This is a genomic window from uncultured Clostridium sp. (genome assembly GCF_947036855.1).
In the GTDB taxonomy this organism is placed as follows: Bacteria; Bacillota; Clostridia; order Clostridiales; family Clostridiaceae; genus Sarcina.
In genome coordinates, this window is the sequence record NZ_CAMQRY010000002.1 from 61,375 (window position 1) to 83,555 (window position 22,181).

21 protein-coding genes and 2 pseudogenes are annotated in these 22,181 nt (G+C 29.2%); 22 read left to right on the top strand and 1 reads right to left on the bottom strand.

Annotated features, from left to right (window positions below; genetic code table 11):
- The first annotated feature begins 39 nt into the window (after window positions 1-39).
- The 18 genes and pseudogenes from Q0V15_RS00870 (at window position 40) to Q0V15_RS00955 (ending at window position 16,321) form a co-directional block, all read left to right on the top strand.
- Window positions 40-1,233 carry an acetate kinase gene (locus Q0V15_RS00870; protein ID WP_297435103.1) on the top strand — a complete coding sequence of 398 codons (1,194 nt, stop codon included), beginning with the start codon at window positions 40-42 and terminating at the stop codon, window positions 1,231-1,233.
- A 113-nt stretch (window positions 1,234-1,346) separates the two neighbouring features.
- On the top strand, window positions 1,347-1,841 hold the full coding sequence (locus tag Q0V15_RS00875) for a DUF177 domain-containing protein (RefSeq protein WP_297435104.1): 495 nt from the start codon (window positions 1,347-1,349) through the stop codon (window positions 1,839-1,841).
- Window positions 1,842-1,854: 13 nt separating this feature from the next.
- A complete protein-coding gene (gene rpmF, locus Q0V15_RS00880) occupies window positions 1,855-2,040 on the top strand; it encodes a 50S ribosomal protein L32 (protein ID WP_297435105.1) in 186 nt (61 codons plus the stop codon).
- Between the two features lie 63 nt (window positions 2,041-2,103).
- Window positions 2,104-3,096, top strand: coding sequence for a phosphate acyltransferase PlsX (gene plsX / locus Q0V15_RS00885; RefSeq protein WP_297435106.1), 993 nt, complete (start codon window positions 2,104-2,106; stop codon window positions 3,094-3,096).
- A 94-nt stretch (window positions 3,097-3,190) separates the two neighbouring features.
- Window positions 3,191-3,421 (top strand): acyl carrier protein, encoded by a 231-nt coding sequence (acpP, locus tag Q0V15_RS00890; protein WP_297435127.1) that lies wholly within the window; start codon window positions 3,191-3,193, stop codon window positions 3,419-3,421.
- Between the two features lie 108 nt (window positions 3,422-3,529).
- Window positions 3,530-4,243: a ribonuclease III gene (rnc, locus tag Q0V15_RS00895; protein ID WP_297435107.1), complete on the top strand. Its 714-nt coding sequence runs from the start codon at window positions 3,530-3,532 to the stop codon at window positions 4,241-4,243.
- Window positions 4,222-5,310: an elongator complex protein 3 gene (locus Q0V15_RS00900; RefSeq protein WP_297435108.1), complete on the top strand. Its 1,089-nt coding sequence runs from the start codon at window positions 4,222-4,224 to the stop codon at window positions 5,308-5,310. Before rnc ends, Q0V15_RS00900 begins: the two co-directional genes overlap by 22 nt.
- A 255-nt stretch (window positions 5,311-5,565) precedes the next feature.
- Window positions 5,566-9,129, top strand: a complete 3,564-nt coding sequence (gene smc, locus Q0V15_RS00905) for a chromosome segregation protein SMC (RefSeq protein ID WP_297435109.1) — start codon at window positions 5,566-5,568, stop codon at window positions 9,127-9,129.
- 17 nt (window positions 9,130-9,146) lie between these two features.
- Complete coding sequence (gene ftsY, locus Q0V15_RS00910; RefSeq protein WP_297435110.1) at window positions 9,147-10,058, top strand: signal recognition particle-docking protein FtsY; 912 nt, start codon at window positions 9,147-9,149, stop codon at window positions 10,056-10,058.
- Between the two features lie 154 nt (window positions 10,059-10,212).
- A complete protein-coding gene (locus Q0V15_RS00915) occupies window positions 10,213-10,536 on the top strand; it encodes a putative DNA-binding protein (protein WP_297435111.1) in 324 nt (107 codons plus the stop codon).
- An 11-nt stretch (window positions 10,537-10,547) separates the two neighbouring features.
- A complete protein-coding gene (ffh, locus tag Q0V15_RS00920; protein ID WP_297435112.1) occupies window positions 10,548-11,906 on the top strand; it encodes a signal recognition particle protein in 1,359 nt (452 codons plus the stop codon).
- Between the two features lie 40 nt (window positions 11,907-11,946).
- The gene (rpsP, locus tag Q0V15_RS00925) at window positions 11,947-12,195 is read left to right on the top strand and encodes a 30S ribosomal protein S16 (protein WP_297435113.1); all 249 of its coding nucleotides are present in this window, start codon (window positions 11,947-11,949) and stop codon (window positions 12,193-12,195) included.
- 43 nt (window positions 12,196-12,238) lie between these two features.
- Window positions 12,239-12,466 (top strand): KH domain-containing protein, encoded by a 228-nt coding sequence (locus Q0V15_RS00930; protein WP_297435114.1) that lies wholly within the window; start codon window positions 12,239-12,241, stop codon window positions 12,464-12,466.
- A gap of 61 nt (window positions 12,467-12,527) precedes the next feature.
- Window positions 12,528-13,031: a ribosome maturation factor RimM gene (rimM, locus tag Q0V15_RS00935; RefSeq protein WP_297435115.1), complete on the top strand. Its 504-nt coding sequence runs from the start codon at window positions 12,528-12,530 to the stop codon at window positions 13,029-13,031.
- Window positions 13,021-13,746, top strand: coding sequence for a tRNA (guanosine(37)-N1)-methyltransferase TrmD (gene trmD, locus Q0V15_RS00940; protein ID WP_297435116.1), 726 nt, complete (start codon window positions 13,021-13,023; stop codon window positions 13,744-13,746). The genes rimM and trmD overlap by 11 nt, the downstream gene beginning before the upstream one ends.
- Before the next feature lie 104 nt (window positions 13,747-13,850).
- Complete coding sequence (gene rplS, locus Q0V15_RS00945; protein WP_297435117.1) at window positions 13,851-14,201, top strand: 50S ribosomal protein L19; 351 nt, start codon at window positions 13,851-13,853, stop codon at window positions 14,199-14,201.
- Between the two features lie 107 nt (window positions 14,202-14,308).
- A pseudogene (ylqF, locus tag Q0V15_RS00950) lies at window positions 14,309-15,151 on the top strand (ribosome biogenesis GTPase YlqF); the annotation flags it as partial.
- A 351-nt stretch (window positions 15,152-15,502) separates the two neighbouring features.
- Window positions 15,503-16,321 carry a ribonuclease HII gene (locus Q0V15_RS00955; RefSeq protein WP_297435118.1) on the top strand — a complete coding sequence of 273 codons (819 nt, stop codon included), beginning with the start codon at window positions 15,503-15,505 and terminating at the stop codon, window positions 16,319-16,321.
- Window positions 16,322-16,358: 37 nt separating this feature from the next.
- Here Q0V15_RS00955 and Q0V15_RS00960 read toward each other — a convergent pair whose 3' ends face one another.
- On the bottom strand, window positions 16,359-16,724 hold the full coding sequence (locus Q0V15_RS00960; RefSeq protein ID WP_297435119.1) for a YraN family protein: 366 nt from the start codon (window positions 16,722-16,724) through the stop codon (window positions 16,359-16,361).
- 144 nt (window positions 16,725-16,868) lie between these two features.
- Here Q0V15_RS00960 and Q0V15_RS00965 point away from each other — a divergent pair, with 144 nt between their 5' ends.
- From Q0V15_RS00965 to Q0V15_RS00980, 4 genes and pseudogenes are all read left to right on the top strand, one after another.
- Complete coding sequence (locus Q0V15_RS00965; protein ID WP_297435120.1) at window positions 16,869-18,386, top strand: YifB family Mg chelatase-like AAA ATPase; 1,518 nt, start codon at window positions 16,869-16,871, stop codon at window positions 18,384-18,386.
- Window positions 18,387-19,454, top strand: a complete 1,068-nt coding sequence (dprA, locus tag Q0V15_RS00970; protein WP_297435121.1) for a DNA-processing protein DprA — start codon at window positions 18,387-18,389, stop codon at window positions 19,452-19,454.
- 32 nt (window positions 19,455-19,486) lie between these two features.
- Window positions 19,487-21,577 carry a type I DNA topoisomerase gene (gene topA / locus Q0V15_RS00975; RefSeq protein WP_297435122.1) on the top strand — a complete coding sequence of 697 codons (2,091 nt, stop codon included), beginning with the start codon at window positions 19,487-19,489 and terminating at the stop codon, window positions 21,575-21,577.
- Between the two features lie 149 nt (window positions 21,578-21,726).
- Window positions 21,727-22,181: pseudogene (locus tag Q0V15_RS00980) on the top strand (GTP-sensing pleiotropic transcriptional regulator CodY); the annotation flags it as partial.

Here is a 22,181-nt window from a genome sequence, read left to right on the forward strand (position 1 = left end):
GGTAAAATTTAAAGAAACAAAAGTTTAAGGAGGAATAATATGAATATATTAGTAGTAAACTGTGGGAGCTCATCATTAAAATATCAATTAATCGAAATGGCAAAGAAAGAAGTTTTAGCCTCAGGTGTAGTTGAGAGAATAGGAATTAAGGGATCTATTCTTACTCAAAAAGTTGATGGAAGGGAAAAATATATAGTTGAAAAAGAAATGAAAAATCATGAAGATGCAATACAAGTTGCACTTGATGCATTAGTGAGAAAAGAAACAGGCGTAATAAAGTCATTAGATGAAATTAATGCGGTTGGTCATAGAGTTGTACATGGTGGAGAAAAATATGCTAGTTCTGTTTTAGTAAATGATGAAGTTATGAAAGACTTAGAAGAGTTTGCAAAACTTGCACCACTTCATAATCCACCTAATATAATTGGGATAGAAGCTTGTAAAGATTTAATGCCAAATATTCCAATGGTTGTAGTATTTGATACTGCATTCCACCAAACAATGCCTAAGAAAGCTTTTGTATATGCACTTCCATATGAATTATATGAGAAGCATAATATTAGAAAGTATGGTTTCCATGGAACATCTCACAAATATGTTTCAGCTAAAGCAGCAGAATTTATAGGTAAAGATATGAAAGATTTAAAAATTGTAACATGTCATTTAGGAAATGGATCAAGTATATCAGCTATTAAAAATGGTATATGTATAGAAACAACTATGGGATTCACACCACTTGATGGGCTTGTGATGGGAACTAGATGTGGAAGTATAGACCCAGCAGTTGTTACTTATTTAATAGAAGAACTTGGGTATACAGCACAAGAGGTAACAAGAATAATGAATAAAGAATCTGGAGTATTTGGAATTTCTGGAGTAAGTAGTGACTTTAGAGATATAGAAACTGCTGCGGCAGAAGGTAATGCAAGAGCTATTCTTGCACTTGAGATATTCCGTTATAAAGTTAAACAGTTTATAGGAAGCTGTGCTGTTGCAATGGCTGGAATTGATGTCTTAGTATTCACAGCAGGGGTTGGAGAAAATTCATGTGATGAGAGAGATGTAATTACAGATGGGTTAGAGTTCTTAGGGATTGAACTTGATCATGAAAAAAATAAAGTAAGAGGTAAACTTGCAGATATTGGTAAAGGAAGTTCAAGAGTTAAAATATTAGTAGTTCCAACAAATGAAGAACTTATGATAGCTATTGATACTTTAGAACTTGTTAAATAAAAAGTTCTAAAATGACTTGACTTTTAAAGGGTAAGTTTATATAATAATACTTGTGTTATTTACACGTTACTATAATGATTTAGGAGTGTGAGGGTGATTAGTCACCGAATCTTATGGAATTAAACTTTACAGATTTAAGTACAAAAAAGGAAATAAGAAAACCTATAGATCTTATAGTTAATGAAGATACTATAAATCTTCAAGGTGAAGAAATTAAAGTATTAGAAGCAATTACATTCAAAGGAACAGCTATAATAGCAGATGAAATTATCACTTTAGGTGGTAATATTACAGCTAAGCTAGAATTAGAATGTTCAAGATGCTTGAATAATTTTTCATTTGATGTTATAACTGATATTGATGAAAAGTTTTCAAATAATTTAAAAGAAGATGAATCTATTGCTTTAGTAGAAGGAGATAGCATTGATATCTCTGATGCGATAGTAAGTAATGTAATTTCAACCTTACCTATAAAAAGAATTTGTGAAGAACAATGCAAAGGCTTATGTCAAAATTGCGGTGCTGATTTAAACCTACATAAGTGCCAATGTGATGATTCAAATATAGATATTAGATTTGAAATGCTTAAGAATTTGTTCGATCAATAAGGAGGTGTAATCAATGGGAAATCCAACAAGAAAGATGTCAAAATCTAAAAGAGATTCTAGAAGAGCTCAAACTTATAAGTTAAGTGCACCTACAATAGTAGCATGCCCTAACTGTGGAGAAATGAAAGTGCCACACAGAGTATGTAAGAGTTGTGGGAATTATAACGGTAAAGAAATAATTGCAGTAACTGCAGAATAATAAAGAAAGTCTTTGGACTTTCTTTTCTTTTATATTTATATAAAATAAAAAGGGGTGGAAATAATGAGAATAGCAATTGATGCAATGGGTTCTGATAACTCGCCAAGTGCAGAAATTCAAGGATGTATACAAGCATTAAAAGAATTTTCTGATATTCATATGGTTATTTCAGGTAAAGAAGATGAAATTTCAAAAGAATTATCTAAATTTGAATATGATAAGAGTAGAATTAGTGTAGTTAATGCTACTGAAGTTATATCACCAAATGAAGAACCAGTAAGAGCTTTAAAGCAAAAAAAAGATTCAAGTTTAGTTAAAGCATTAAACTTAGTTAAAAGTGGAGACTGTGATGCTGTGTTATCAGCAGGAAGCACAGGCGCATTTCTAGCTGGGTCTACTTTAATTGTTGGAAGAATTAAAGGTATAAAAAGACCAGCACTTGCACCGGTTATGCCAGGTAAAAATGGTCCATTTATGATAATTGATGCTGGGGCAAATGTTGACTCAAAAGCACAATTTTTAGTTCAATTTGCTAAAATGGGAGAAATATATTTTAAAACAGTTTTAGGTACTGAAAATCCTAAAGTTGGTTTAGTTAACATTGGAGCAGAAGAAGAAAAAGGTAATGAACTTACAAAAGAAGCACATAAACTATTAAAGGCAGAAGACGATATTAACTTTATAGGGAATGTTGAGCCAAGAGATGTTTCAACAGGAGATATTGAAGTTTTAGTTTGTGATGGGTTTGTTGGTAACACAATACTGAAAATGTATGAAGGAACAGCAAAAACAATATTAACTATGATAAAAGAAGAAATTATGAGTTCATTTATTTCTAAGGTTGGAGCAGTATTCCTTTCAGGAACATTCAAAAAACTTAAAAAGAAGATGGATTATAAAGAATATGGTGGAGCACCATTTTTAGGTGTTAATGGTATTTGTATTAAAGCGCATGGAAGCTCAGATGCTAAGGCATTTAAAAATGCAATAGGTCAAGCAAGAAAGTTTTATAACAATAATTTAATAGAGAAAATAAAATCAGAGATAGAAAATTAATATAATTTTATTAAAATTATTAAGGTTGTAATATTGACGAATTGGAATATATATAATAATATCTATATAGGTTAATATAGGAGGTGAGTTTATGATATTTGATAAAGTTAAAGAAATAATAGCGGAAAAGTTATCTGTAGAGATATCAAGTTTAACTATGGAGTCAACTTTTGTTGATGATTTAGGAGCGGATTCTTTAGATGTAGTTGAGCTTATTATGTCTCTTGAAGAAGAGCTTGAGATGGAAATACCAGATGAAGATGCTGCTGATTTTACAACAGTTGGGGATGTAGTTGAGTATATTAAGGCGCATAATGAAAATTAAGTAAATCCCGCTAAATTGCGGGATTTTGTTTATTTTAAAAGTAATTAGGTTTATTCTTGAATTTGTCACGGGCAAACTGAAGAATAAACCTTGAGGAGTGAGGTTCAAATGAAAGATTTAACAATAAAAGATTTAGAACAAAAGGTTGGAGTAGAGTTTATAAATAAAGGCTTATTAATAACAGCACTTACACATAGTTCGTTTGCTAATCAATATAAAGATGTAAAGTATAATGAAAGACTAGAGTTTCTTGGAGATTCAGTATTACAATTAACGGTTACAGAACATTTATATAATAATTATAAAGATAAATCAGAGGGAGAACTTACAAAGATAAGAGCTTTAATAGTTTGTGAAAATTCTCTTTATGAAATAGCAAAAGATATGAAACTTGGAAAGATAATAAGAATGAGTAAAGGTGAAGAGCTAACTGGTGGTAGAGAAAGAATTTCTATACAGGCAGATTGTGTTGAGGCACTTATTGCATCGATTTATCTTGATAAAGGAATTGAAGTTGCTAAAGAATTTATCTTAAAACATTTTAGTGATGTTATAAGTAAAGCAATAAATGAAGAGATAATTTTAGATTTTAAAACTAGACTTCAAGAAGTTCTTCAAAAGAACGGAGAAGTTGATATAAATTATGAACTTATAAGACATGAAGGACCACCACACAGAAGATGTTTCTTTACACATGTTAAGATAAATGGAACTGTTATGGGAATCGGAGAAGGTTTTAGTAAAAAAGAAGCTGAGCAGAGTTCTGCAAAACAAGCATTAGAAGAGGTGGATAAAAAAAATTGGGAAAAAGACATTATATAATTCCGATATTTGTTCCACATGAAGGTTGTCCTCATGATTGTGCATTTTGTAATCAAGCAAGAATAACAGGTGAGGAAACAGAGGAAGCAGTTAAAGGACCAAAATTTAAATTTGAAAATGGCGTAAATGCAAAATTTGTTCGTGATACGGTTGAAGAGTATTTAGAAACAATACAAATGGAGAAGGATACAACTCTTGAAATATCTTTCTTTGGTGGTACATTTACAGCTGTTGATATAACAAAACAGAGAAGATTACTATCTGTTGCAAAAGAATATAAAGAAAAAGGGACTATAGACTATATTAGACTGTCTACAAGACCTGATTATATAGATAAAGATATCTTAGATCATTTAAAGAGCTTTAATGTAGATATAATAGAACTTGGAGTTCAATCTTTAGATGAAGAAGTTTTAATAAAATCTACAAGAGGTCATACAGCAGGGCAAGTTGAAGTAGCATCAAAACTTATTAAAGATTATGGTTTTACTTTAGGTCATCAGATAATGCTTGGTCTGCCTAGTGATACTAGAGAAAGAGATATTGAAACTACAAAAAAATCTATAGCTATGAAGCCCGAGATTTGTAGAATATACCCAACACTAACTATAAAGGATACTGCTATGGAGTATATGTATAATAATGGTCTATATACACCATACACTTTAGATGAATGTGTTGATATAGCTAAAGAATGTTATAAGTTATTTATAGATGCAAATGTTAATGTTATAAGAGTTGGTCTTCAAGCAACTGATAATATTACAGCTGGAGAAGATGTTATAGCAGGACCATTCCATCCAGCATTTAGAGAACTTGTTGAATCAAGTATTTTAAATGATAAAATATTTGAAATTGTAACAAAACAAAAGGAAGTAAAAAATATTAGAATAGAAATAAGCAATAGAAGTGTTTCAAAATTATATTCTGATAAAAAAAGATACTTTAAAGATATGATTTCAAAAACTAAAATAAATAATATTTCTGTAAAAGTTATAAATGATTTTAAAAGTAATTATTTAAATTTATATTTAGATGGAATTTTATTTGAAGTAGAAATAATATAGAAAATTAAGCCCTAGATGTTTATCTAGGGCTTAATTTTTAATATTAAATAGAAATAGATATCTACTTATGTTAAGATATGTTTATAGAGTTTTAAGGGGTGTATTTTATGAGAGAAGCTACTAGAAAAAAGATGGCAAGAGGGATGGCAAGTATAATTGCATTTATAATGATACTTATGCTTGGAGCATCACTTGTATAAAATAAGTTTGGGAGGAGGAGTCAATCTTTAATGGGTTTTAGATTGACTAGTTTTTATGTTTTTAAAATCTCTTGAGGTAAGAGGCTTTAAGTCTTTTGCAGATAAGACTGAGCTTAAGTTTGATAAAGGAATTACAGCTGTTGTAGGGCCTAATGGAAGTGGTAAAAGTAATGTTTCGGATGCTGTAAGATGGGTTCTAGGAGAGCAAAATGCTAGAACACTTAGAGGGTCAAAAATGGAAGATATCATTTTTACAGGTACAGAATACAGAAAAGCTATAGGTATAGCTAGTGTATCACTTACTTTAGATAATTCTGATGAAAGTCTGCCGATTAATTTTAATGAAGTAAAAGTAACTAGAAGAATATATAGGTCTGGTGAGAGTGAATATCTTATAAATAATTCTACTTGTAGGCTTAAAGATATAGTTAATCTTTTTATGGATACAGGTATAGGTAAAGAAGGATATTCACTTATAGGACAAGGTAAAATAGATGCTATATTAAGTGGAAAATCAGAAGATAGAAGAGCTCTTTTAGAAGAGGCTGCTGGTATAGTTAAGTATAAAACAAGAAAAGGTGAAGCTGAAAGAAAACTTAAAAATACAGCTGATAACCTAACTAGAATTAACGATATTGCTTATACGTATGAGGAAAGGTTAATTCCTCTTAAAGAGGAAAAGAAAAAAGCAGAGAAGTATATAGAACTTGCAACTTTACTTAAGGAAAAGGATGTAAATCTCCTTATAAGCAATATAGTAAATATTAATATAAAACTTAAAGAAAAAGAAAGTTTTATATTAAATCTTGAAAAAAATAATGATATCGAAAAAGAAAAAAATAAAAATGCTAGAGAAAACTTAAAAAATCTTAGGGCTGATCTTGAAAGATTAGAGTTTGAGAATGCTAATAAGAATAAAACTTATTTAGAGAAAAAAGAGAGTATAGCACTTGCAAAATCAGAAATTTTACTTTTGAAAGAAAGAATTAAAAGTTATGAAGATATTATTTTGAAAGCCAATATAGAGCTTGAGTTTAATAATAATAAAATATCTAATATAACTGAGGAAATTAAAGAATTAAGAAGCAATATAGATATTAAATCTAAAGAAGTTATAGAAAATAAAGAAATATTAACTTCGTATATTGATAAAAAAAGTAAAATAGCAAAAGAAATTGAAGATAAAAACTTAGAAATAAATGCAATTAAGCAAAAAGATATTGAAAGTTTAAAGATTCAATCAGAATATTTAAGTAAAAAAGGTGTATTTGAAAGTAAGATAGAAGGATTTACTGAAAATTTAAAGTCTATGAAAATAAATTTAGATAGAAATGAATCTGCTATTAAAATAACTAATTTAACTAAAATTAATTTTGAAAAAGATTTAAATGAAATAAAAGCTATTTGTGAAAAAAATATTTTAGATAGAAATACTAAAAGCAAGATTATAGAAATAAGTAGAAATTCTTTAGATGAGAAAAACACAGAGTATACTAAAAAGAATTTAGAAATAAGTAAACTTGAAACAAGTAGAGATATGCTTAAAAATCTTGAAAGTTCGTATGAAGGATATAATATATCTGTTAAAAAGCTTATGAGCCATATAAATAGCAATAAAATTAGTTTGGATATAGATGATTCTGTTATTCTTGGAGAGATTATTAAGGCTAAATCAGGCTTTGAGGTTGCTATAGAAACATCGCTTGGTGGAGCAATCTCGAATATAGTGACAAAAGATGAATTTGTTGCAAAAAAGATGATAGAGTATCTTAAAAGTAATAAACTAGGAAGAGCTACATTTTTACCATTATCAATAATTAAAGGTAAAAAAATTATTATTGAAAGTTCTTATAAAATGATAAATGGTTATTTAGGGATTGCATCAGAACTTGTTAAATTTGACTCAAAGTATGAAAATATAGTTAATTATGCACTTGGTAGAACTATTATATGTAAAGATATTGATTGTGCACTAAGCTTTTCAAAGGCTACATCATATAGATATAGAGTTGTAACTTTAGATGGTGAAGTGATAAATGCTGGTGGTGCATTAACTGGTGGTAGTACATATCAGAAAAATATGGGGATAATTTCAAGGAAAAAAGAAATTGAAAATTTAATTTTAAAAATTGAAGTAAATAAAACTATATTAGGTGAGATTGTTACTAGTAAAAACAATATGTTCAAAGAGATGAAGCATGAAGAAGGAAAATTAATTGAGCTAAATAAAGTAATAAAAAATAATGAAATAGAAGTTTTAAATCTTAGCAATGAGGTTAAAAAAGTTTCAAGTGATTTATTCAATATAAGAATAAGCAGTAAAAATTTAATTTTAGAAAACAGTAATATAGAGTCAAAGGTAGAATTATTAGTAATTGAACTAAATAGTTTAGAAATTAAATATAATAAAATTCAGAGAATAGACAACGTTAGTGAAGTATTACTTAAAGATTTAAGTGATGAAGTTTATGATTTGATTAAAAATAAAGAAAAGCTTGATAATGATATTATGAATATTAAAATAAAGCTAGTTGAATTTAATGAATTTATTGATTCTAAGAATAAAGTTATTATAAGAAATGATAATGATGTAACTGAAATTAATAAGCAAATTGGAGAAATTATTTGTGAAAAAAATGCTAGCATAAATAAAAAAGAAACTAGTAATAATAAGATAATAGAAAGCAGTTCATTTATAAATTATGAGGGAGAAAAACTTTTAAGTTTTGACAATAAAGCTAAGGATTTTGAAATTTATAGAGCGAAAATGAAAGAAAAGCTTAATAAAATTGAAAGTGATGTTGAACTTTTAACTCTGAGTATTGCAAAAAATGAAGAGGAAATACACAAAAATAAAATAGTGTATACTAGAAGTGAAGCTGATGAGAATAATTCAAAGTTAAAGCTTGAAGAAGATTATAAGGTTGATATAGATGATGAAATAGAGAAGTTTATACCAATAGATGATATAGAAAAATATAAATTATCTATTTATTCATTAAAATCAAGAATAAGCTCACTTGGTACAGTTAATACAAATGCGATTGAAGAATTTAAAGAGTTATCTGAAAAATATGAGTTTTTAGTTAGTGAAAAATCAGATTTAGATAAGGCAAAAGAAGAACTTATTGGTATTATAGAAGATATGACATCTAAGATGAAAGTTATATTTAGAAAAAACTTTAATATTTTAAATATTAATTTTGATGCTACTTTCAAGGAATTATTTAAAGGTGGCTCTGCTAAACTTATATTAGATGAGTCAGATGAACTTGGTGGAGATATAGAAATAAGAGTTCAACCACCAGGGAAAAAAATTCAAAATATTAATTTAATGTCAGGTGGAGAGAAGGTATTATCTGCTATAGCGTTATTATTTGCTATACTTAGAATGAAACCAACACCATTCTGTATATTAGATGAGATTGAAGCAGCACTTGATGATGCTAATGTAAATAGATATGCAGAGTTTTTAAGTGAATTTTCTGATAGTATACAATTTATTGTAATAACACATAGAAAAGGAACTATGGAAGTTGCTGATGTAATGTATGGAGTAACAATGGAGGAAAAAGGTATTTCTAAAGTTGTTTCTGTAGATTTAAATAAAAAGAATTAACAAAAGGAGAAATGAATATGTTTGGTGGAATATTTAATAAACTAAAAGAAGGTCTTAGTAAAACAAGAGATAACCTTACTGATAAAATAAATGAAACTTTAAAACTTGCAGTTACTATTGATGATGATTTATATGAGGAGCTTGAAGAGGCTTTAATAACTTCTGATGTAGGAATGGAGACAACAGTTGCTATAATAGATAATTTAAAGAAGAAGATAAGAAAAGAAAAAATTAATGATCCACAGGAAATAAAGCCTGCACTTAAGGCGGTTGTTGAAGAAATGCTTTTATCAGGTTCAGAAAAAACTGTAGATAATGGTAAGAAAAAAGTTTTACTTGTTATAGGTGTAAATGGAGTTGGTAAAACAACTTCAATAGGAAAACTTGCAGCAAAGTATAAAGCTGGAAATAAGAAGGTTCTTCTAGCCGCAGCAGATACATTTAGAGCAGCAGCAATAGATCAGTTAGTAGTATGGAGCGAACGTTCTGGTGTTGATATAATTAAACATACAGAAGGATCAGACCCAGCTGCTGTAGTTTTTGATGCAGTTTCTGCTGCAAAGGCTAGAAATGTAGATGTTTTAATATGTGATACTGCTGGAAGACTTCATAATAAGAAAAATTTAATGGATGAACTTGCAAAGATTAATAGAATTATAGATAGAGAGCTTGGAGATATAGAAAAAGAAACTTTACTAGTTTTAGATGCTACTACAGGACAAAATGCAGTAATACAAGCAAAGCAATTTATGGAGTCATGTCCTATTGATGGTATAATACTTACAAAGCTTGATGGAACTGCAAAAGGTGGAGTTGTAATATCAATAAAAACAACTTTAGATATTCCGGTAAGATATATAGGTGTTGGAGAAGCAATAGAGGATCTTCAAGAATTTGATCCAAAAAGTTTTGCAGATGCATTATTATAAAAAATAGAAAAGTTTTAGGAGATTTTAATTTGATAATTTACAAATGGCTTTAAAACAGATTTATAGAGAAAAAATATTTTAAGGGTGTTAAGTAAAAATACTTGACACTAATAAAAAATTCTGATAATATATCATTTGTAAGTAAGGTGGTTATATGGAAGATAGATTTGAAATATCAATGTTATTAGACTACTATAGTTCCTTACTAACTGAGAAACAGCTTAACATAATGAATCTTTATTTTAATGAAGATTTATCTTTAGCTGAAATAGCGGATTTAAATCAAACAAGTAGGCAAGCAACCTTTGATTTAATAAAAAGATGTTCGAAACAATTATCAGTTTATGAGGGAAAACTCAAACTATTGGATAAATACAGACAAAGAGTTATTCTGAAAGAAGAATTACTTGATAAACTATCAAAACATGGTAATATTAAATTAATTGATAGTTATATAGATGAGATTATAAACGCATAGGAGGATTGAACATGGCTTTTGATAATTTAGCATCGAAATTACAAGATGCATTTAAAAAGTTAAAAGGTAAAGGTAGACTAACTGAAAAAGATATAAAAGAAGCTATGAGAGAAGTTAAACTTGCTTTATTAGAAGCAGACGTAAACTTCAAAGTTGTTAAGGAGTTTATTAAAGCAGTTAGTGAAAAATGTAATGGTGAAGATGTTTTAACAAGCTTGACACCAGGGCAACAAGTCATTAAAATAGTAAACGAAGAACTTACAGATCTTATGGGGCAGTCAGAGAGTAAGATTAATTACTCATCAAATGGGATTACAGTACTTATGATGGTTGGACTTCAGGGTGCAGGTAAAACTACAATGACTGGTAAACTTGCTTTACATTTAAGAAAGCAAAATAAAAAGCCTCTTTTAGTAGCATGTGATATTTATAGACCAGCTGCTATCAAACAATTAGAAGTTGTAGGTAAACAAATAGATATACCAGTTTTCTCAATGGGAGATAAGGTTAAAGCTGTAGATATAGCAAAAGCCGGAATTGAACATGCTAGAGAAAATGGAAATACTGTTGTTATAATAGATACAGCAGGAAGACTTCATATAGATGAAGAGTTAATGCAAGAACTTAAAGATGTTAAGGAAGTTACAAATCCAAGTGAAATATTACTTGTTGTAGATTCAATGACAGGACAAGATGCAGTAAATGTAGCACAAACATTCAACCAGAGTTTAGAGATAACTGGAGTTATACTAACAAAGCTTGATGGTGATACAAGAGGTGGAGCAGCTCTTTCAATAAGAAAGGTAGCAGAGAAACCAATTAAATTTATCGGGACAGGGGAAAAGATGAGTGACATCGAAGTATTCCACCCAGATAGAATGGCATCAAGAATTCTTGGTATGGGAGATGTACTATCTCTTATAGAAAAGGCTCAAGAGTCAATAGATCAAGATGAAGCTGCAGAACTTGCAAAAAAGATGACAAATCAAGATTTTAATTTTGATGATTATCTTAAAGCAATGGAGCAAATGAAAAAACTTGGACCAATAACAAAACTTATGGAAATGATACCAGGAGTTAACTCAAAAGAGTTAGAGGGGTTAGATTTATCTAATGGAGAGAAAGAGATGGATAAGACTAAGTCTATTATCTACTCAATGTCTAGCAAAGAAAGAAAAAATCCTAACTTATTAAATGGTTCAAATTCAAGAAAGAAAAGAATTGCAAAAGGTTCAGGAACAACAATTCAAGACGTTAATAAACTCATAAAAGGTCATGCAATGATGAAAAAACAAATGAAGCAATTCAAGTCAATGTCTAAAGGGGCTGGAAAGAAAGGTTTGTTTGGTAAAATGCCATTTATGAAGTAATATATATTAAGCATTATCTTGTAAAGGAGGTGAATATGACATGGCAGTAAAAATAAGATTAAAAAGAATGGGTGCTCACAAATCACCTTTCTATAGAATAGTTGTAGCTGACGCTAGAGCTCCTAGAGATGGTAAATTCATCGAAGAGATCGGTTACTACAATCCAATCGCTAAGCCAGAAGCTGACGTTAAAATAAACGCAGAGAAGGCTGTTAAGTGGTTAGGGAACGGTGCTCAACCAACAGATGTTGTTAAGAGACTTTTCGCTAAAGCTGGAATCAGCAAATAGTTTTCAATGGAGGTGAGCTGCTAAGTTCTTTAGCAGACTATGTATGGTAGAATTAGTTGAACTAATCGTTAAATCATTAGTAGACTCTCCATCTGAAGTTATTATTACAGAAGAAGTGAGAGAAGACAAAATTATACTAAAGCTAAAAGTATCTGAAAATGATACTGGAAGAATCATAGGAAAACAAGGCAAAGTTGCTAAGGCAATAAGAACTGTTATAAAAGCAGCTTCTAACAAAGAAAATAAAAAAGTTGAACTAGATATTATATAAAAAAGAGTTAGGGTGACCTAACTCTTTTTATCCATATAAATATAAAAAGAGGTGACTGGTTATGGAAGAGTTTTTAAGAGTTGGACAAATAATAAACACACATGGAGTAATGGGTGAAGTTAAAGTTATGCCACTTACTGATGATATGAAAAGATTTAAAGAATTAAAAGAAGTTTATTTAGATGGTAAAAAAGTTAAAATTGAAAATGTTAAGTTTTTAAAAGATAAGGTTGTTTTAAAATTAGATTGTATAACTTCTATGAATGAAGCAGAAAAATATAAGTTTAAAAGACCTTATCTTGAAGTTAAAAGAAGCGAGGCTGTAGAGCTTCCAGAAGATACTTTCTTTGTTACTGATTTAATAGGATGTACTGTTAAAGATACAGAAGATTTTGTTTATGGTGAAATAGCAGAAGTTATTAAAACAGGAAGCAATGATGTTTACTGGGTAAAAGGAAATAAAGAAATTTTAGTTCCTGTTTTAAAAGAATTTGTAAATGTAATAGATGTTAAAAGTAAAACAGTTATTATAAGACCTTCAGGAGAATGGAACCATGAAAGTTAATATCTTAACTCTTTTTCCAGGGATGTTTGATATATTTTCACATAGTATAATGGGAAGAGCTGTAGAAAATAATATTTTAGATATAAAAGCTACAGATATTAGAGATTATACAAAGAATAAACATAAAAAAGTTGATGATTCTCCTTATGGCGGAGGAGCAGGTATGGTAATGGCACCACAACCTGTTGTTGATGCTATTAGAGATGTAAAAAAAACTAATAAGGGAAAGGTTATATTCCTTGGACCAAGAGGTAGAACCTTTAATCAAGAGCTTGCAGGTGAGCTTGCAAAGGAAGAAGAACTTATATTTGTTTGTGGACATTATGAAGGTATTGATGAGAGAGTTTATAAATATTTTGATATGGAAATTTCACTTGGAGATTTTATTTTAACAGGTGGAGAAATGGCAGCAATACCAGTAATTGATAGTATTTGTAGACTTATTCCAGATGTTTTAGGTAAAGAAGAGAGCTTTCAGGAAGAGTCTTTTTATGATGGAACTTTAGAATATCCTCATTATACAAGACCTTTTGAATTTGAAGGTGATAGTGTTCCTGAAATTCTAATATCAGGTCATCATGAGAATATTAGAAAATGGAGAAGAAAAAAATCTCTTCTAATAACAAGACATAGAAGAAAAGATTTATTTGATAAGCTTTCTTTATCAAAGGAAGATATCAAGTTGCTTAAAGATAAAGAGAAATTTGTTGATTAGTATGTAAACATATGATACAATAAATTTTGTGCTAGTACGGGCGTTCCTCTGGCAAACTATGTTTAAGAGCGTCACATTATAATTAATCAAGGAGGGAATGCACAATGAACGAATTAATAAGATCAATAGAACAAGAGCAAATCAGAACAGATATAGCTGAATTCCATGTAGGGGATACAGTTAAAGTTTACGTTAAAATCACTGAGGGTGAAAAAGAAAGAGTTCAAATGTTCGAAGGAACAGTTATCAAAAGACAACACGGAGGAATCAGAGAAACTTTTACAGTTAGAAGATTAATCAGTGGTATGGGTGTTGAAAGAACTTTCCCAGTTAACGCACCTTCATTAGACAGATTAGAAGTTGTTAGAAGAGGTAAAGTTAGAAGAGCTAGATTATTCTACTTAAGAGATAGAGTAGGAAAAGCTGCTAAAGTTAAAGAATTAAGAATTAGATAATTTAATCTAATTGATATAGAAAACAGGGGCTAGTGATAGCCCCGTTTTTTATTATACGGATAATTTTGTACTTAACATATATATAAGATTTGAAGGGAGATACACATATGACAACAATACAATGGTTTCCAGGGCATATGGCTAAAACAAGAAGGAAATTAGAAGAAAATTTAGCACTTGTTGATGCAGTTATAGAAATTAGAGATGCAAGAATCCCAAGAGCTTCTATGAATCCAGAAATAGATAAAATTTGTGGTGATAAACCTAGAATAATACTTCTTAATAAAAGTGATCTAGCAAATTCTAATATAACAAGAGCATGGAGTAATGAATTAAATAATGCAACAACTACTGTTTTAGAAGTAAACGCTTTAAATGGTAAGGGAATGCAAACTATAAAACCTGCACTTGATGCATTATTAAAAGAAAAGCACGATAGATTGAAGAGAAAAGGTCTTGTAAAAATGGTTACGAGAGCTATGGTTGTAGGTATACCAAATGTAGGTAAATCTACTTTTATTAATAAAATGGCTAAAAATAATATAGCTAAAACTGGAGATAGACCAGGACTTACTAAAAATACTCAGTGGATTAAGACTAAACTTGATATTGATCTTTTAGATACACCAGGTGTTTTATGGCCTAAGTTTGAAGATAAGAGTATTGGTTATAATTTAGCCTTTACAGGTGCTATAAAAGACGAAATAATGGATACTGAAGAACTTGTTTATAAACTTATAGAGAAGTTAACTTTAGTAGCTCCAAATGAACTTAAAAAAAGATATGATTTAGACTATATATCTGATAATCCTATAGATAATTTAGATAGGATTGCTAAAAAAAGAGGATGTATTATGTCTGGTGGTAGAATAAATTATAATAGAATTTCTGCTATATTCCTTGATGAATTTAGAGGTGGAGTTATAGGGAATATATCTTTAGAAGGTCCTCGTGATGTAATTGAAGAAGAGCAACTTGATGATGTTGAAAAAACTGAAGAGCAAGTTACAAAAGAATATAAAAAAGCTAAAAAAGAAAAGAAGAAGTTAAAAGCTAGAATAGCTAGAGATTCAAGAGAACTTCAAGAAACTCAAGATGCTAAAAAAGCTAAAAAAGATGCTAAAAAAACTAATTTCAAAGAGTATCAAGAGCTTAAAAAAGCAAAAGATGCAGCTGGTGAGAAAAAGAAAAAAGTAACATCTAAGAAGCCGGCAGCAAAAGGTACAAAGGGAATTAAAGATAGACGTGAAGCTAAAGATAAGAGAAGATAGACTTTGATTAAGATATGTTAGGAGATATTTATGGAAAGTTTAATAAATTCAATATTTGAAAATTTAAAAAATTACTCTTATAAGATTATAAATGATAGTGTTAAGAGTATTGAAATTTCTACTGAAAATATGACTAATATAGAAAAGATAATTTCTTTATTAGTATTAGATGATAGAAAAAATGTTTCGACACTTGGAGTTAGACTTGAAAAAAATACTGAAAAATATAAAAGCGAAATTAAAAGAGTAAAAACTATGTATGAGTTTGATAGATTAGCAAAAGAGGGGAATTACCTTGCTGGAGTGGATGAAGTTGGTAGAGGACCGCTTGCAGGACCAATAGTGGCTGCTGCAGTTATTTTAGATTTAGATAATATAGATGATATTATACTTGAGATAAATGATTCTAAGTTGTTATCAGAAGCTAAAAGAGAGCGATTAGCTAAGGAAATTAAAAAGAGAGCTATTGCATACTGTATATCTGAAAAATCAAATGATGAAATAGATACACAGGGATTATCATATTGTAATAATCAAATATTTATAGATAGCTGTCAGGGGCTTAATATAAATGTAGGAATGGTTTTATCAGATGGATACCTTATAAAGAATTATAATGGCTTAAATAAGGCTGTTATAAAGGGCGATAGAAAGAGTGCTTCAATAGCATGTGCATCTATTATAGCTAAGGTATATAGGGATAATTTAATGAAAGAATATGATAGTGTATATACTGGTTATGATTTTTCAAATAATGTTGGGTATGGAACTAAAAAACACTTAGAGGGATTAAAAGAATTTGGCCTTACTAAAATACATAGAAAAAGTTTTATAAAAAATTTGATTTAAATAAAAAACTCCTTATCATATGATAAGGGGTTTTTATTTATCTAAAAGCATCTTCTAAATGATTGATTTTGTAATCTGAATTTGTGGGACTTAGAAATATTTCTATAACATCAAATCTAATATATCGATTGTATTCATTATTTTTATGGATATAATAGAGTGCTGTTTTTTTGATGTTTTTAATTTTATTAAAATTTATAGATTCTAAAGGTGTGCCAAATTTAAAATACATTCGAGATTTTACTTCTGTAAATACAAGGATTTCTTTATCTAAACTTATTAAATCAATTTCACAATGCTTCGAGAAAAAATTCTTTTTTATAATTTTATGATTTTTTGAAATAAGATAATCACTTGCAAGACTTTCACCATAGAAACCTATTTTTTTATTAAGAGTTTTCATTTTATCACCTATTTTAATTATTACCAAATTTTTGATTTTTAAGACTAAAATTTAGTTTGTTTGATAAATTTAGAATAAATGTTTAAAAACTTTAAAATAGGTTATTAATTTAATATGAATTAATTTTAAAGAAGAGGTGATTATATGGCAGTTACACTACTTAGTGCAGCACATAGAGGGATTGAAGGAGTTTTAATTAGAATTGAGGTTAATATATCAAAGGGATTACCAGGGTTTAATATTGTAGGGCTTGCTGATATATCGGTAAAAGAATCAAAAGAGAGGGTTAGAACTGCGATAGAAAATTCTAGTTATAACTTTCCTTTAGGGAGAATTACAGTTAATTTAGCACCAGCAAATATACCTAAAAAAGGGTCTTTTCTAGATTTAGCGATTGCGATTGCTATACTTGTTGAGAGTAATCAAATTAAAAATATTGAAAATGAAGAGTTTTTATTTCTTGGTGAGCTTTCTTTAAATGGAGAGCTAAGAAAAGTAAATGGAGCTTTATCAGCGGTGATAGAAGCAAAGGGAAATAATATCAACAAAGTTATATTGCCTAGTGAGAATGTCGAAGAATGTAGGAATGTGAAGGGTGTAGAAATATACGGAATTAATAATTTAAAAGAAGTTATAGAGTTTTTAAATTATAGACATTTATTACCTGAAAAGGAGTGTGAGTTTGAAGCTGTAGATGCAGAAATTTTAGAGTTTGATAGTATAAGAGGTCAAGATGGTGCAAAGAGAGCTCTTATGATTTGTGCAGCAGGGGGACATAATATAATATTGCAAGGACCACCAGGGTGTGGAAAAACACTTCTTGCAAAATCATTGATAGAATTACTACCTAAAATGGACTTTGATGAAGCTCTAGAGGTTAATAAAATTTATAGTATTAATGGTAAACTTAATGATGGTTTTATTAATAAAAGACCATTTAGAACACCACATCATACTATAACTAAGGTAGGACTTCTTGGTGGAGGAAGAGAAATTTCTTTAGGAGAAATATCACTAGCACATAAAGGTGTAATATTTTTAGATGAACTTTTAGAATTTGAAAGAAGTACTATAGAAGGACTTAGAGAACCTATAGAGAGTAAAAAAATAAGAATAACAAGAAATAAAGGAAGTATTGATTATCCAGCTGATTTTACATTTGTTGGAGCATTTAATCCATGTCCTTGTGGAAATTTTTTGAGTGGAATTGAGGGGAGAAAATGTATTTGTAGTGATGGGGCTATAAAGAAATATGAAAATAAATTATCAAAGGCTATGAGGGATAGAATTGATATATTTTCATTTGTTACATATGTTGATTATAGTAGTCTTCGAGAAGTGAATAATAAACCTAAATTGGATGTTAAAAAGGCAATTGAAAAAGCGAGGTATTTACAAAAAGAGAGATATAAAAAACTTGGTATAAATACGAATTCTGAAATTGATTATAAGTATATAGATGAGTATATTTTACTTAGCAAAGAAGCAAATTTACTACTACAGGAAATATATGAAAAATTTGCTGTAAGTAGTAGAGTTTTACATAAAATAATAAAGATTTCTAGGACTATAGCTGATCTTGAAGATGCAGAAGACATAAGGGTTGAACATATATATGAAGCTTTAGGGTATAGAAAAAATATAAGGGGGGAAGTTATATAAATGAAGGATGAATTTAAAATTTGGTTTAGTATAATCCCAATATCAGTAAAGGCTAAAATTATGCTACTTAAATCTTGTGGAACTTGTGAAAATATATATGAAAATCGGGTGAAGTTATTTGAAAAAATACCAGCAAGAGATAAGGTGCTTAGTATAGATATAAAAAGTGAGATAATAAATAAAATATCTCTAGATATAGAGAGAGGAATATATAAATTAGTTATATATGGTGATAGCTTATATATAGAAGGTTTTAAAAATATTGAAGAACCACCATTTTGCATTTTTTATAAAGGCGATTTAGAAAAAATTAATAGAATGAAATTTTTGGGAATTGTTGGTTCAAGGAAAAACAGTGAGTATGGTGAAATAGTAACAAAGGAAATTGTAAGTAGTATAGCTGGTCAGTGTAATATTGGAGTTGTAAGTGGTGGAGCTATAGGAATAGATTCTATTGCACACTATGCAGCTATTGATAATAATATTTTTAATATTGCTGTTTTGGGTTGTGGGATTGATATTTGCTATCCAAAGTCAAATGTTTTATTATTCAATAAAATTATAGAGAATGGGGTTATAATAAGTGAGTTTCCACCAGGAGAAAGTCCTATGTATTATAATTTTCCAAAAAGAAATAGATTGATAAGTGCAATTTCAGAGGCTATCATTGTTACTGAGGCAGGAGTGAGAAGTGGTGCTACTAATACAGCAATGCATGCCTGTATACAAAATAAGTCTGTTTATGCTGTGCCAGGGAATATAAATTCAGAAAATAGTAAAGGGTGTAATAAGTTAATTAATGATGGTGCACTTGTATATCTTAATATAGAACAAGTTTTTAAAGAATTAGGATTATTTTATGAAATGGGCAAAAAAGATAAAAAATATGATATAAAATTAAAAATTCTGAGTGTATTAGGAGAAAAACCTGTGCATTTTGATAAAATTAGGGAAAAAATTAAAGTTGACAGTTGTATTATTAATGAGTTATTATTTGAAATGCAATTCAATAATGAGATTATTGGATTAATCGGAAATAATTATATGAAAATATTACGAAAAAATTAGAGGGGGTGAAACTCCGAAATTCGGGGGTTACTATGGGTCAAAAATTAGTAATTGTTGAGTCACCAGCAAAAGCAAAAACAATAGAGAAGTATCTTGGTAAAAATTATGTTGTTGAGGCATCAATGGGACATGTAAGAGATTTACCTAAGAGTCAATTAGGAGTTAACGTAGATGAGGATTATGCACCAAAGTATATTACTATAAGAGGTAAGGGCGAGCTTTTAACAAAGCTTAGAAAACTTGCTAAAAAAAGTGATAAAATATACCTTGCAACTGACCCTGATAGAGAGGGTGAAGCAATTTCATGGCATCTTGCAAATATTTTAAAGATAGCAGATGGTGAGAAATGCAGAATAGAATTTAATGAGATTACAAAGACAGCAGTTAAGGAATCAATTAAAAATCCAAGAGTTATAAATCAAGATTTAGTTAATGCACAGCAAGCTAGAAGAATACTTGATAGATTAGTTGGTTATGAGATAAGTCCACTTTTATGGAGAAATGTAAAGTGGGGATTAAGTGCTGGTAGAGTTCAATCTGCTATGCTTAAAATGATTTGTGATAGAGAGAAAGAAATTGAAGAATTCAATCCAAAGGAATATTGGAGTGTTGATATAAAACTTAAAAAAGATAAAAAGACTTTCCCAATAAGATTATCTACTAAGAATAAAAAGAAAGTAGAGATAAATAATCAGGAAGAGTCAGATGCTATAATAAATGATTTGAATAAAGGTGAGTATCATGTTGAAACAGTTAAAGTTGGTACAAGAGCTAAGAAACCATTAGCACCATTTACAACTAGTACACTTCAACAAGATGCAAGTAAAAAATTGAATTATATGACTAAAAAGACAATGCAAATAGCACAACAACTTTATGAAGGTGTTGAAGTTAAGAAATATGGAACAGTTGGTTTGATAACATATATGAGAACTGACTCAGTAAGAATTTCAAGTGATGCAAAGGATAAGGCAAAAGAATTTATTATAAATTCTTATGGTGAAGAGTATCTACCTAAAGAAGAAAGAATATTTAAAGGTAAGAAAAATATTCAAGATGCTCACGAAGCTATAAGACCAAGTTATGTAGAAATAACACCAGAAATTGCAAGAGTTAATTTATCAAGAGATCAGTATAAATTATATACTCTTATTTGGAATAGATTTATTGCAAGTCAAATGGAAAATTGTATACTGAATACAAATAGTATAAAAATTACTAATGGTGATTATTTACTTAGAGCAAGTGGATCAAATGTAAGCTTTGATGGATTTATGAAAATTTATGATTACGTAAATTCAGATGATGAGCAAGATGTAATGCTTCCAAAAATAGTGGAAGGTGAAATATTAGAACTTGATACAATAGATGGTGTTCAACATTTCACACAGCCACCAAGTAGATATACTGAAGCATCTTCTGTTAAAGTTTTAGAGGAAAATGGAATTGGTAGACCAAGTACATATGTTCCTACTATAACAACTTTAGTTAGTAGAAAATATGTAAATAGAGAGAAAAAAGTATTATCACCAACAGAGCTTGGAATAATAGTTAATGGTATAATATCAGAGTATTTCAAAACTATAGTTGATGCAGATTTTACAGCAGCTATGGAAAGTAAACTTGATAGCGTAGAAGAAGGAAAACTTAAATGGGAAGAGGTTGTTGATGAATTCTTTAAACCATTAAGTGAAGATATCAAAAAGGCAGAGAGTGAAATATCTAAGATAATTATAGAAGATAAAGTAAGTGATGTACCATGTGATAAATGTGGTAAAATGATGGTTGTAAAGCATGGAAGGTTTGGAGATTTCCTAGCATGTCCAGGATATCCTGAATGCGAAAATACAAAACCTATAGTTGAAACAGTTGAAGCTAACTGTCCAATCTGTGGTGGGGATGTTGTTGTTAAGAGAAGTAAAAAGGGAAATAGATTCTATGGATGTTCTAATTATCCAGATTGTACTTTTGTTAGTTGGAATGAACCAAGTAATACAAAGTGTCCTAAATGTAGTACATTTATGCTTAAAAAATATTCAAAAGCAAAAGGTCAATATTTAGAGTGCAGTGATAAGGAATGTAAAGAAAGAGTTGATATTCCTGAAGAAAAGAAAGAAGAATAACATTATATAAAGTATGAACACTACTTGAAATGTTATCAATAATATTGAAAACACTATAACACTATGATATATTATGTATTAGAATTTTATGAATTTTAATGGTATTTATATAAATAGGATTATAGTGTTTTTTTTAAGGAGGGGTTTTATTGTCAACATTATTAGATAAGACAAGAAAGCTTAATAAGATATTACAAAAAGCAGGTAGTGAGAATGTAGTATTTGAAGATATATGTAGTATATTAAGTGAAGTAATGGAATGTAATGTATATTTAGTAGAGAAAAAAGGGGTAGTTTTAGGTTATACTTTTTCAGAAAAGTTTGAGTGTGATGTAATGAGGGAAACTATTATAAGGGATAAGAGATTTCCACAGGCATATAATAGAAGGTTACTTAGTATAAAAAATACTCTTTCAAATTCTCCAAATAATGGTGAGTGTGTGTTTGAAGAACAGGGGCATTGTCCTATGTCTAATAAAATATCTACGATAGTTCCGATACTTGGGAATGGTGAAAGACTTGGTACTTTACTTTTAGCAAGATTTGGGGAGCATTTTAATGATGATGATTTAGTTTTATCAGAATATAGTGCAACTGTTGTAGG